The 12354-nt window shown below is 73.6% G+C and carries 8 protein-coding genes; 4 read left to right on the forward strand and 4 right to left on the reverse strand.

The genetic code is table 11. The annotated features are described in order from the left end of the window. Window positions 1-70: 70 nt before the first annotated feature. Both sigJ and ACQPZF_RS20325 read right to left on the reverse strand, forming a co-directional pair. Window positions 71-952: an RNA polymerase sigma factor SigJ gene (gene sigJ / locus ACQPZF_RS20320; RefSeq protein WP_433273915.1), complete on the reverse strand. Its 882-nt coding sequence runs from the start codon at window positions 950-952 to the stop codon at window positions 71-73. An 81-nt stretch (window positions 953-1033) separates the two neighbouring features. Continuing rightward, window positions 1034-2983: a cyclic nucleotide-binding domain-containing protein gene (locus ACQPZF_RS20325; RefSeq protein WP_433273917.1), complete on the reverse strand. Its 1950-nt coding sequence runs from the start codon at window positions 2981-2983 to the stop codon at window positions 1034-1036. Window positions 2984-3523: 540 nt separating this feature from the next. On the opposite strand from ACQPZF_RS20325, the gene ACQPZF_RS20330 reads away from it, so the two are divergent. Then, window positions 3524-6604, forward strand: coding sequence for a BTAD domain-containing putative transcriptional regulator (locus tag ACQPZF_RS20330; RefSeq protein ID WP_433273919.1), 3081 nt, complete (start codon window positions 3524-3526; stop codon window positions 6602-6604). Between the two features lie 181 nt (window positions 6605-6785). Here ACQPZF_RS20330 and ACQPZF_RS20335 read toward each other — a convergent pair whose 3' ends face one another. Together ACQPZF_RS20335 and ACQPZF_RS20340 are read right to left on the reverse strand one after the other, a co-directional pair. Further along, on the reverse strand, window positions 6786-7592 hold the full coding sequence (locus ACQPZF_RS20335) for an ABC transporter permease (protein ID WP_433273921.1): 807 nt from the start codon (window positions 7590-7592) through the stop codon (window positions 6786-6788). After that, on the reverse strand, window positions 7589-8536 hold the full coding sequence (locus ACQPZF_RS20340) for an ATP-binding cassette domain-containing protein (protein WP_433273923.1): 948 nt from the start codon (window positions 8534-8536) through the stop codon (window positions 7589-7591). The genes ACQPZF_RS20335 and ACQPZF_RS20340 overlap by 4 nt, the downstream gene beginning before the upstream one ends. Window positions 8537-8745: 209 nt before the next feature. Between ACQPZF_RS20340 and ACQPZF_RS20345 the strand changes: the two genes are divergently transcribed. From ACQPZF_RS20345 to ACQPZF_RS20355, 3 genes are all read left to right on the forward strand, one after another. Next, window positions 8746-9516, forward strand: coding sequence for a VOC family protein (locus ACQPZF_RS20345; protein ID WP_433273925.1), 771 nt, complete (start codon window positions 8746-8748; stop codon window positions 9514-9516). A 391-nt stretch (window positions 9517-9907) separates the two neighbouring features. Next, complete coding sequence (locus tag ACQPZF_RS20350) at window positions 9908-10972, forward strand: acyl-CoA reductase (protein WP_433273927.1); 1065 nt, start codon at window positions 9908-9910, stop codon at window positions 10970-10972. Further along, a complete protein-coding gene (locus ACQPZF_RS20355) occupies window positions 10969-12342 on the forward strand; it encodes an acyl-CoA reductase (RefSeq protein WP_433273929.1) in 1374 nt (457 codons plus the stop codon). Before ACQPZF_RS20350 ends, ACQPZF_RS20355 begins: the two co-directional genes overlap by 4 nt. Window positions 12343-12354: the final 12 nt, after the last annotated feature.

Below are 12354 nucleotides of genomic sequence, written 5' to 3' on the forward strand. Positions count from 1 at the left end.
CTCGCCTCCACACCCGACCGGATCGAGTCGCCGTGGCCGGCCTCGGCGTGCCCCGGGACGAGAGGTCGGCTCAGTCCGCGTCGAGCACGGTCAGGTCCAGGTGCGCCAAGCGCTCGGGATCGGCCAGGATGTGCATCGCGACGATCCGCCCGCCCGTGATGGTCAGTCCCATCACCGCCTGCGGCCGGCCGTCGGCCGTGCTGACCAGGCCCATCGCCCCGTTGACCAGGGCCGGGCGCGAGTACCGCGCCATCTTCGCGAACATGAGCGCCCGGCCGGCGATCTCCGGCGCGCCGCGCACCACGGTCGCCATGTCCGGCTTCAGGGCGCCGAAGTCGACGCGCAGCACCACGTCCGGGTCGAGCACGGCCAGCAGCGCGTCGAAGTCGCCCCCGCGCGAGGCCGCCATGAACGCGTCCACCACCTCGCGTTGCCGCGTCAGGTCGTCCGGCACGGGCGCGTCGTTCCGCACCCGCCGCCGTGCCCGGCTGGCGAGCTGCCGGCTGGCGGTCGGCGTGCGTCCGACGATGGGCGCGATCTCCTCGAACGACACGCCGAACAGGTCGTGCAGCACGAACGCCAGCCGCTCGGCGGGGGCCAGCGTCTCCAGCACCACCAGCAGCGCGAGCCCCACCGAGTCGGCGACCACGGCCTCGTGCTCGGGGTCGCCCGGCCGCGCGATGACCGGGTCCGGCAGGTGGACGTCGTCCACCAGGTCCTCCCGGCGGGACGCCCGCGACCTCAGCATGTCCAGGCACACCCGGCCGACCACGGTGGTCAGCCAGCCGCCGAGGTTGCCGATGTCGTCCGCCTCCGAGCGCTGCAACCGCAGCCACGCCTCCTGGACGGCGTCCTCCGCCTCGCTCACCGAGCCGAGCATCCGATACGCCACCGCACGCAGGTGGGCCCGGTTCGACTCGAAGCGCTCCGCCAGGAAAGTGGTCTCGTCCACGGTCGACTTCCTCCGATCACAGTGGTCCGGTCACCTCCTTGACGGACGCCGCCGCCCGGATGTGACCGGACCCTGATCAGATCACGTCAGCCGCGCGAACCTCCGCAGGTGGGCCAGGTCCGGGACCAGCACGTCCCGCCGGTAGTGGCTGACCACCACACCGGCTTTGCGCAGGTCGCTGAACGCCTTCTCGGCGGTGCGCGGCTTCATCCCGGCCATCGACGCCAGCTCGACCTTGGTCAGCGGGATGCCCAGCGTCCACCCGCCCCGCTCCTCCCGGCCGTAGGAGCCGACCAGTTCGGCCAGCACCCGCGCCACCCGCTCGGCGGCGGTGTGCGAGAGGAAGTCGCGCCGCCGCTTGTTCGCCCAGCGGAGCTGGTCGTCGATCACGCTGATCAGCTCGACGAACATGTCGTTGCGGCGGTGCAGGAACGCCATCAGCTCCGCGCTGGTGATCAGCTTCGCCACGACGTCGCCGCAGGTCACGACGGTGGCCGAGCGCGGCTTGTGGTCCAGCGCGGCCATCTCGCCGACCAGGTCGCCGGCCACCCGGATGGCCAGCACGGCGGTGTCGCCCGCCTCGTCCGTGACCTGCACCTTGACCACGCCGTCGAGCAGCAGGAACGCGTGTGTGTCGTGCGCGTCCTGCTCGATCAGCTCCCGGTCGGCGGCGTAGCGGACCACCGTGCCGACGGTCAGCAGCTCCTGGCGCGTGTGGTCGCGCAGCCGCCCGAGGAGGCTGTGCGCGGGCCACTGCGGATCGGTCGCCAGGACCGCGCCGAACGCCGTGGCCGGCCGCGCCTGGTGCTGCCGGGGCACGGCGTCGCGGGTGAGCGGGAACGCGGGCGCGGGCCTGGCACGGGCGAGCAGCCGGGCCGCCTCCTCCACGGGCACGTGCACGTCCTCCATCGCCCGCCGCGCCCCGAACTCGCCCGACTGCGCCTCGCAGGACCGTAGCTGGTGGGCGAGCAGCCGCGCGGCGGGGTGGGCGGCGCCGTGCAGCGAGCCCGCCCGGTCGGCCGCCGTGCGCACGGTGTCCAGCGCCCGTCGGGCCTGCGCGTGCGCTCCCTCGGTGCGCGCCACCTCCAGTTCGGCGGCGGCCAGGTTCGACTGGGCCACCAGGGCGTGCGGGTGGTCCGGGCCGAGCTTGGCCACCGCGAGGTCGGCCGCGCCGCGCAGCCTGGGCAGCACGAGCTGCGCCTGCTCGGCCGACCGCCGCACGCGGGCCAGCTCGAACTCGGCCGACGCCAGGTTGGCGCGGGCGACCAGGGACTGGGGGTGGTGCGGGCCGAGCGCGGTGACCGCGCGGTCGGTGGCCTCGCGCAGGTCGGCCAGCGCCTCGCCGACGCGTTCCGCGCCGCCCTGGTCGCGGGCGATCTGGAAGCGCGCCGACCGGAGGCCGATCAGCACCGCGAGGGTGTGCGGGTGGTCGGCCCCGAACGTGGCGGTGCTGCGGCGCAGGTCGAGTTCGAGCGCGTCGGGGTCGTCGGTGGGGTCGGCGAGGAGTTCCGGGGTGGCGTGGACGTGGTCGCCGACCGCGGCGGGCAGGCGTTCGGCGTGCGCGCGGGCGACGCCCACGCCGATCGCGGCGGCCAGGGTGGGCGCGCAGCCGTCGCCCGACCACTTGCCGCCTTCGGGCAGGATCCGCGTGGTGGCCATGGCGCCGGTCGGGGCGCCTGTCCACGGCGTGGCGATGTGCCGTCCGACCAGATCGGACCGGCCGCGCTCGACGGCGACCAGCGCCCGCTGGTCGCGCACTTTGGCCGCCTCGTCGCTGCCCGGGTCCACCAGGTCGAGCATCGCGTCCAGCAGTTCCTCACCCGCGTCGGCGGAACCGATCCGGGTCAGCGCGGTCACGCAGCGCAGCAGGCGGTCGACGTGCCGCCGCGCCGTGGTGGCGTCGAGCGTGTCCGCGAGCTCGATCGCGAGGTGCCGCACCTCCCTCCGGTCCGGGGTGGATCGCGACAGGACGGATTCGAGTTCGACCACTCGGCTGTTCATCCGGCACTCCAGGTGGCTGGTCGTGTGCATCGGGGGCATGGGGAACCGACTCGTACTGCCGGCGTGGAATCGCTCCCCATAGCGCGGATATCGTGCTCTATGGCGCTTCGTTAGCCCGTTTCGTGGCATCGTTACGGACAGAATGGTCGGACGTTCACGGTTTTCCGCAATAGTGCGGACGCCGTGCGGTACTTTTCTCCGGTCGTGGACCTTTTTCCGTTGTCGCGACGAATGCTACGGCCTGCATTGGGAGCGCTCCCACAGGGTCCAGGCTGCGCCGCTCGTCGTGCGTCGTAGCCCCTGCGCGCACGCCTGCGGTGAAAGCCGAATGCGTTAGGCCGCCTGGTCACTGTCCGTGAACCGGGCGGCCCGAGTCGATCGAGATCGGGTGGTCTAACTGATAAGTACTCATGAATTCGAGATGTGTTCACGATATGGGCACGATCGTCTTCCGTGATCGCGGCCGGCGGCCCCGCCCGGCGCGCGGAGGGACGCGGGCAGCGTGACCGACAGCAGCGCTGCACGGGCGGCCCGCCCGGCACGCGGGGACGACCGTGGCAGAGTTGGGCCATGCGGGTGGGGGTGTTGGGACCGCTGGCGGTGACCGCCGACGGCACGCCGGTGGAGATCGGCGGCACGCGGGTGCGTGCGCTGCTGATCCGGCTCGCGCTCGGCGCGGGCCGCGTGGTCACCGTGGAAGAACTCGCGCACGCGCTGTGGCCGGACGACAAGCCCGCCGACGAGGTGGGCGCGGTGCGGTCGCTGGTTTCCCGGCTGCGGCGCGCGCTGCCCGACCCGGCCGCGCTCCGGTCCGCGCACGGCGGCTACTGCCTGGACCTTCCGCCGGACGCCGTGGACGCCCACGAATTCGACCGGCTCGCCCGCGCCGCCCGCCGCGCCCTCGCCTCCGGTGACGCGGCAACCGCCCGCACGCTCGGCCGGGAAGCCCTCGACCTGTGGCGCGGCCCCGCCTTGGCCGACGTGGCGGGCGTCCCGTTCGCCGTGGGCTACGTCGCGGGACTGGACGAGGCCCGGCTGGCGGCGTTCGAGGACGCCGCCGAAGCCGACCTGGCCTGCGGGCCGGGGCGGCACCTCGTCACCGAGCTGACCGACCTCGCCGCCCGGCACCCGCTGCGCGAACGGCTCCAGGCGCTGCTGCTCCGGGCCCTGTTCGCGGCCGGCCGCCCGGCCGAGGCGCTGGCCGCGTACGAGGACGTCCGCCGCAAGCTGGCCGACGAACTGGGCGCCGATCCCGGCCCGGAGCTGCGCGAGACCTACCAGGAAATCCTCCGCGCCGAGCCGCCCGACCAGCCCCGCGCGGGCAACCTGCGGATGCCGCTGACCAGCTTCCTGGGCCGCGCCGAGGACCTCGACCGGCTCGACGACCTGGTGACCCGGCACCGCCTGGTCACGCTGGTCGGCCCCGGCGGCGCGGGCAAGACCCGGCTGGCGACCACGGCCGCCGCCCGCCTGCCGCACGGCGCGTGGCTGGTCGAGCTGGCCCCGGTCACCGATCCGGCGGACGTCGCCACGGCCGTGCTCGGCGCGCTGGGCCTGCGCGAACAGCGGACCGTGGACCGCCCCGTGGGGCAGCTCGACACCATGGGCCGCCTGGTGCAGACGCTGTCCCGCACCGAGTCCGTGCTGGTGCTGGACAACTGCGAGCACCTGGTCGACGCCGCCGCCCGGCTCGCCGACGAGCTGCTGGGCCGCTGCCCGGGACTGCGCGTCCTGGCCACCAGCAGGGAGCCGCTGGGCGTGATCGGCGAGGCCATCGTCCCGGTGCCGCCGCTGGACGACCCGACGGCCGTGCGGCTGCTCGCCGAACGTGCCGCCGCCGTGCGGCCCGGTTTCGCGGTCACCGACGACAACGCGCCGGTGCTGGCCGAGATCTGCCGCCGCCTCGACGGCCTGCCGCTGGCCGTCGAACTGGCCGCCGCCCGGCTGCGCTCCCTGACGCCCGACCAGCTCGCGGCCCGCCTGGACGACCGGTTCCGCCTGCTCACCGGCGGCAGCCGCACCGCGCTGCCCCGGCACCAGACGCTGCGTGCCGTGGTGGCGTGGAGCTGGGACCTGCTGACCCCGGCCGAACGCGACTTCGCCGAACGCCTCACCGTGTTCCCGGCGGGCATCGACCTGGAGGCCGCCGAGCACCTGGCCGGCGAGGACGCGTTCGACCTCCTCACGGCGCTGGTCGACAAGTCCCTGCTGCACGTCGTCGACGGCGGTCGCTACCGGATGCTGGAGACCATCCGCGAGTACGGCCTGGAACGCCTCGGCGAGAGCGGGCGCGTCCGCGCGGCACGGGCCGAGCACGCCGAGTACTACCGCGACCTGGCCGAGACCGCCGAGCCGCACCTGCGGGGCGAGGAGCAGTTGAGCTGGCTCGCCCGCCTGGAAGCCGAACGCGACAACGTGTTGGCGGCGCTGCACTTCGCCGCCGACTGCGGGGACGCCGACACGGCCGTGCGGATCGCGGCGGCGATGAGCATGTTCTGGACCATGCGCGGCAACCGGGCGGACTCCGTCGGCTGGTTCCGGCTCGCGCTGGCGGTGCCGGGTGGGTCGCCGCCCGTCGCGCGGCACGTCGTGATGGCGTTCCTGCTGGCCAACGACGCGATCTCGGACGGCTTCCGGAACGTCGAGGACCACGCGGCCCGGCTGCGCGAACTCGCCGCGACCGCACCGCCCGAACACCCGGTGCTGGTGCTGCTGGAGCCGGTGGTGAGGCTGTTCCTGGACGAGACGGACGGCGCGGTGGAAGCCATCGACAGCCGGCTGGCCCACCCGGACCCGTGGGCGCGGGCGATGCTGTGGACGGTGCGCGGCGCGGTGCGCGAGAACGTCGGCGACATGGCGGGCGCGCGGGACGACATCCAGGTCGCCATCGCCGGCTTCCGCGCGGTGGGGGACCGGTACGGCCTGGCCCAGTCGCTGACCGGCGTGGCCGAGGCGCACCTGGCGTTCGGCGACCCGGACCGGGCCGTGGCGGCGTTGACGGAGTCGATCCGGCTGCTGCGCGAGCTGGACCCGGCCGAGGACGCCGTCCACGAGCGGATACTGCTGGCCATGGCCCGGGTGCACCAGGGCGACGTGGCGCGGGCGAAGGCGGACTGCCTGGCCATGGCCAGGCCGCCGGCCACCCCCCAGCCGTGGTCGGCGCGGGGTATCGCGTTGGCCCGGCTGACGCTCGGCGACCTGGCCCGCTACGAGGGCGATCTGGCGGAGGCGGCGCGGCAGTACGAGACGGCGGCGGTGGCCCTGGCGGACTCGCCGATGACCATCCCGCAGTTCGAGGCGTTGATGGTGTGCGGGCAGGCGCACCTGGCGATCGAACGCGGCGAGCCCGCGGAGGACCTGGTGCGGCGGGCGGGGGAGCACGCCGAGACCTCGAAGGACATGCCGGTCATGGCGAAGGTGGCGGTGGCCGCGGCGGCGATGAGGGCCGGCGGGTGCGACGCCACCGGGGCCGCGACGCTGCTGGGCGCGGCCGAACAGTTGCGCGGCGCGCCCGACGCGCTGCACCCGGAGATCGTGCGGCTGGCCGAACGCCTGCGCGCCGACATCGGCGACGCGGCCTACGACCTGGCCTACGCCTCGGGAGTGGCGCTGGACCGCGCGGACGCGATCGCCTTGGCGCGGTTGCGGTAGGCGCGGCAACCGCGGTTCGTCAACGCGCTGCTGGAGCGGCTGCGGGCGGACGGCACGTCGGGCGTGCTCCGCCGACTGCCGCCGGCACGCTCGGCGTGTCGGCGGCAGTCGAGTGGCGGCTTCGCCCGAGCCCGGCAGCGATCGAAGCCCGCGGTCGTCCCCGCGCGACGGACCGGACCCCTCAGGCGCGCCTGCGGTAGGCACGGACCGCCAGCGGCGCGAAGACCACGACGAACAGCGCCGACCACAGCAGCGTCCACAGCACCGGCCCGGCCACCGGCCCGCCGATCAGCAGGCCGCGCGAGGCGTCCATGGCGTGCGTGACCGGGTTGATCTCCACCCACGACCGCAGCCACGACGGCAGCGTCTCGGCGGGCGCGATCATGCTGGTGCCGAAGGTCAGCGGGAACAGCACCACGAACGCGATGCCCTGCACCGCTCCCGGAGTCCGCACCAGCATCCCGACCAGCACGAACGCCCAGCTCGCGCAGAACGCGAACAGGATCACCAGCAGACCGGCGGCGAGCGCCGACACCAGGTCGGTCTCCACCCGGAACCCCAGCAGGCTCCCGAACAGCATCAGCGACGCCACCGCCACCACGTACCGGATGAGGTCGCCCAGCACCGACCCGATCAGCGGCGCGGACCGCCCGATCGGCAGGCTCCGGAACCGGTCGAACACCCCCTTGTCGATGTCGGTGTTCAGGTTCACGCCGGTCGCCATGCCGCCGAGCAGCGTGGTCTGCACCATGATCGCGGGCAGCAGCAGTTGCAGGTACTCGTGCGTCGAGCCGGCCACCGCGCCGCCCAGCAGGTACACGAAGACCACCACGAAGATCACCGGCTGGATGGTCACGTCGAGTAGCTGCTCGGGTGTGCGCATGGTCTTGATCAGGCTCCGCCTGGCCAGCGCCAGGCTGTGCCGGGCCAGGCCGAACGGCCGGTGTTCGACCTGCGCGGGCGGGGTTCGTTCCGCGGTGAGCGTCATGCCGCTTCCTCCTCAGTGTGGCGCCCGGTGAGCGTGAAGAACACCTCGTCCAGGCTCGGCAGCCGCAGCGACAGCTCGGTCACCGCGATCCCCAGGACGTCCAGCCGCTTCACCACCTCGGTGAACGCGGCGTCGCCGGCCACCGGCACGGTGACCACGCCCCGGCCGCCCGATTCCGGCTGGTTCCCCGACACGGCCGCCAGCACGGCGGCGGCGTCGGCCAGCCGGTCCGGGTCGGCGGGCCGCACCAGCACGGTCTGGCCGCCGACCACGTGCTTGAGCGACGCGGGCGTGCCGTGCGCGATGACCCGGCCGTGGTCGATCACCGAGATCTCGTCGGCCAGCGCGTCGGCCTCCTCCAGGTACTGCGTGGTCAGCAGCACCGTCGCCCCGTCGGCGACCAGCGACCGCACCACCTGCCAGATGTCGTCCCGCTTGGCCGGGTCCAGGCCCGTGGTCGGCTCGTCCAGGTAGATCACGTCCGGCCGCCCGACCAGGCTCGCGGCGAGGTCCAGCCGCCGCCGCATGCCGCCCGAGTAGGTCTTGGCGGGACGGCCCGCCGCGTCGGTCAGGTCGAACTCGGCCAGCAGCTCGGCCGCGCGCGCCTTGGCGTCGGCCGTGCGCAGGTTCAGCAACTGGCCGATCAGCACCAGGTTCTGCGTGCCGGTGAGGTCTTCGTCCACCGACGCGTACTGACCGGTCAGCCCGATCAGCCGGCGCACCTTGGCGGCGTGCTTGACCACGTCCAGCCCGCCGACCGCGGCCCGGCCCCCGTCGGGGCGCAGCAGCGTCGACAGGATCCGGACCGCCGTCGTCTTGCCCGCGCCGTTGGGCCCCAGGACCCCCAGCACCGTGCCCGTGCGGGCGGCGAGGTCGACCCCGGCCAGCGCGGTGGTCTTCCCGTACCGCTTGACCAGACCTTCGGCCTCGAAGGCGTAGTTCATCGTTCCTCCACTCGGCGTTGTCGGTGGCAGCCTCGACGGAGGAGATGTCAGCGGGCGGGCAGACGCATGTCATCCCCCGCACGGCGACGCCCGTGCGCTGACATGCCGTCCACGGCGGCCCGTCCACAGCGGTCGGTTCCGGGGTGATGTGAACGGCCGCCGCGACTACCGTGGTGCGGGTCCGGATCCCTTGGCAGAGAAGGTGGATCGTGCTCACCACGGACTACGTGCCCGGCGCGCCGAACTGGCTCGACCTGGGTAGCCCCGACATCGACCGGACCGTCGCGTTCTACACGGGAGTGTTCGGTTGGGACTTCCGGTCGTTCGGCCCCGAGGCGGGCGGCTACGGGTTCTTCCAGCAGGACGGCAAGACGGTCGCCGCGCTCGGCCCGCTGACCGACGAGGGAGCCACCTCCGCGTGGACGGTGTACTTCCAGACCGCCGACGCCGACGCGACCGCGAAGACCGCGCGCGAGGCGGGCGGCGCGGTGCGGCTGGAGCCGTTCGACGTGTTCACCAACGGCCGGATGGCCCAGCTCACCGACCCCGGCGGCGCGGAGTTCGCCGTCTGGCAGCCCGGTGACACGGCCGGCCTGGACCTGGTGACCGAGCCCGGCTCGCTCGGCTGGGTCGAACTGCAGAGCCCCGACCCGGCGGCAGCCCGGGAGTTCTACCACAAGGTCTTCGGCTGGACCGCCACGCCGATGCCGATGTCCGGCGGCGAGTACGTCGTGTTCACCCTGGCGGGCGGCGGCGAGGACACCGCGTTCGCCGGTGTGGCGGAACTCCAGGATGGACACACCGCGCACTGGCTGCCGTACTTCGAGGTCACCGACACCGACGCGGCCGTGGCCGGCAGCGGTGGGCTCGGCGGCTCGGTCGTCATGCCCGCCGCCGACTTCGAGGGCGTGGGCCGGATGGCGTGGCTTGCCGACCCGTTCGAGGCCCGCTTCGCGGTGATCACCAGCTCGTCCGGTTGACCCGCGTGTCGGTTGACCCGCGTGCCGGTTGACCCGCGTGCCGGTTGACCCGCGTGCCGGTTGACCCGCGTGCCGGCTGACCCGCGTGCCGGGAGACCCACGGCCGGCCGGTCTCGCGGCACGCGGCGCAACAGCGCTGCCCGCGATCGGTCCTCAGCGTTGCTCTGTGTGACGATACGAGACGCCCTCGCTACGGAACGTGTCCGCAAATTAGGGGTAGTGCGTTCAGGGGAAGATGCTTGTTGGCCTCACGTTGACGTTGCTAGCGTGCCGGGGTCGCTGCCCGGCCGGGACGGACATCAGGGCGCACCGAAGCGCCTTTCTGGGGATGTGTCACCACTTTCGCCCGACTTCACGTCGGGCTGTCCGCTCGACCGCATGGAGGCAGTCCATGACCGTTGCGCACCACGATCCACACGTCGGAAGGCTGTTCGAGGAGATGGCGCTGCTCGTCACCGACCGGGTCGGCGACCCGGCGGCGATCCACGAGCAGCTCGTCGAACTGGCCACGGCCAACGCGCCCGACGTGGCGCGGTACTGGAAGCAGGTCGGCGCCGGGGTAGGGGTGCCGGACGCCGCTTACAAGGACGGCGGGCCGCACCTGTTCCCCGACGAGCCGCCGGTGCGGGTGTTCCGGACCAGCGGCACGACCGGTTCCGTCCGTGGCTCCGTCCGCTACTCCAGGCTCGGCTTGGAGCTGAAGGGCCTGGCGGTCGCAGCGAACGCCCGGCGCAGCCTGGTCCCGGACGGGGACCGTCCGGTCGTCATCCGGTTCGCGCCCACCGAGGAAGCCGCGCCGGACATGGCGATCGCGTTCGACATGGCCCGCATCCAGGAGACCTGCGGCGACCCGGCGCTGAGCACGTCGGTCATCGGGCCGTCCGGTGTGGACTACGAGCTGCTGGCGAGCACACTGGACGCGGCCGTCGCCGAAGGGCTGCCGGTGGTGATGGTCGGCGCGAGCTTCGCGTTCGTCAACGTCTGCGACCGCCTCGAAGCCGAAGGGCGGAGCTGGGTGCTGCCTCCGGGATCGAAGATGTTCGACGGCGGCGGGTTCAAGGGCAGATCACGGGCCGTGGGAGTGGACGAGCTGCGCGCGGCCGTCCGGCGGGTGTTCGGCATCGAGGAGTTCGGCAACATCTTCGGCATGACGGAGCTGGCCAACCAGCTCTACGACGCCGTGGACGTCCCGGTCGGCCCGCTCGGCGAGCGGCCCAAGGCGTACCAGACGTTCGGCGGCCCCCGGGTCCGCGACCCGCGCACCCGCGAGCACGTCACCGAAGGCAGCGGGCTGCTGGAGATCACCGACCTGTCCCTGCTCGACCGGCCGCACGTGCTGCTCACCGGCGACCTCGGCATCGCGACCGCCGACGGCGTGGCGGTGGCCGGCCGGATCGCGGGCAGCACCAGCCGGGGCTGCTCGCTGTCGCTGGACGAGATGACCGGAGGCCGGTGACCGTGTCCGTGTCCTGGATCCCGGACTGGTGCGAGTCCGCGACCGAGTCCTTCACCCTGTCCCACGGCGCGCGCGAGTGGCGCGGGCTGCGGCCGACCGACTGGGCCGCGACCGGCGACGGCCTGCGCCGCGCGCACGGGCGGCTGCGCGAGCTGCCGGTGCGCCGCATCGTGGAGGCGATCGACGTGGTGGCCGAACGCTGGTCCAAGCGCGACTTCCCCGAACGCCGGGCGGCCGTCGACGCCGCCACGCAGGTCACCGGCATGTCGTCGGAGACGGTGGACCGCGCGCTGGACGCCGAGGTGGGCAACCTGCGCACCGGCTCCCTGATCGCCGCCCTGGAACGGGAACTGGGCGACCCCGAGGTGCTGGACGGCTTCCGCGGCGGCGCCACGGCGGTCGGCCCGCGCACCGCGCTGGCGGTGTTCTCCGGCAACGTCCCCGGCCTGCCCGCCCGTTCGCTGGTGCGGGCGCTGCTGGTGAAAGCCGCCGTCATCGCGAAGATCCCGGCGAAGGAGCCCAACTTCACCGCCGCGTTCCTGCGCACCCTGCACGACGTCGAGCCACGCTTGGCCGACGCGGTGGTGGCGACCTATTGGGACCGTGACGACGACGCCACCCTGTCCGCCGCGCTGGAGCAGGCGGACGCCGTCATCGCGTACGGTAGCGACCAGGCGTGCGCGGCGATCCGGGCGAAGGTCGCGCCGCACCAGATCTACGAGGAGCACGGCCACAAGCTGTCTTTCGGCGTCGTCAGCGACGCCTACTTCCGGCGGCACGGCCCGGCCGAGGTGGCCCGCCGGATCGCGGCCGACTGCAGCGACTTCGACCAGCACGCCTGCCTGTCGCCCCAGGTGTACCTGGTGGTCGCCGAGCACGCCCGCGCGATCGCCGAACACGTGGCCGACGCGATGCGCCGGGCCGCCGCCGACTGTCCGGCAGGGATAGTCGGACACCACGACGCGACCGTGCTGCAACACCGCCGGCTGATCGCCGAGTGGCGGGCGGCGAGTTCTCCCACGGGCGAGGTGTGGGCGGCCGTCGATGGTCTGGAGTGGACGGTCGTGCTGGACGACACGCTGCTACCGTTGAGCGGCGCGGGGAACCGGGTGTCGCGGATCGTCGCCGTGCCCGACCTCGACGCCGCCGTGGACGTGATGCGCCCGTACGCGAAGCACTTGCAGAACGTCGGCCTCGGCGCGGTGGGGGACGAGTTCTGGCGGGTGGCGGCGGAACTGGCCAGGGTGGGCGTGAGCCGGGTCAGCGAGCCGGGCCGGATGAGCCGCGCCAGCATGGCCTGGCGGCACGACGGCCAACCCCGGATCGCCGGCCTGGTGCGCTGGTGCGATGTGGAGGGCACCGGCCGCTGATCGCAGGAAGCG

It is taken from the genome of Actinosynnema sp. CS-041913 (assembly GCF_050942485.1).
Classification (GTDB): Bacteria; Actinomycetota; Actinomycetes; order Mycobacteriales; family Pseudonocardiaceae; genus Actinosynnema.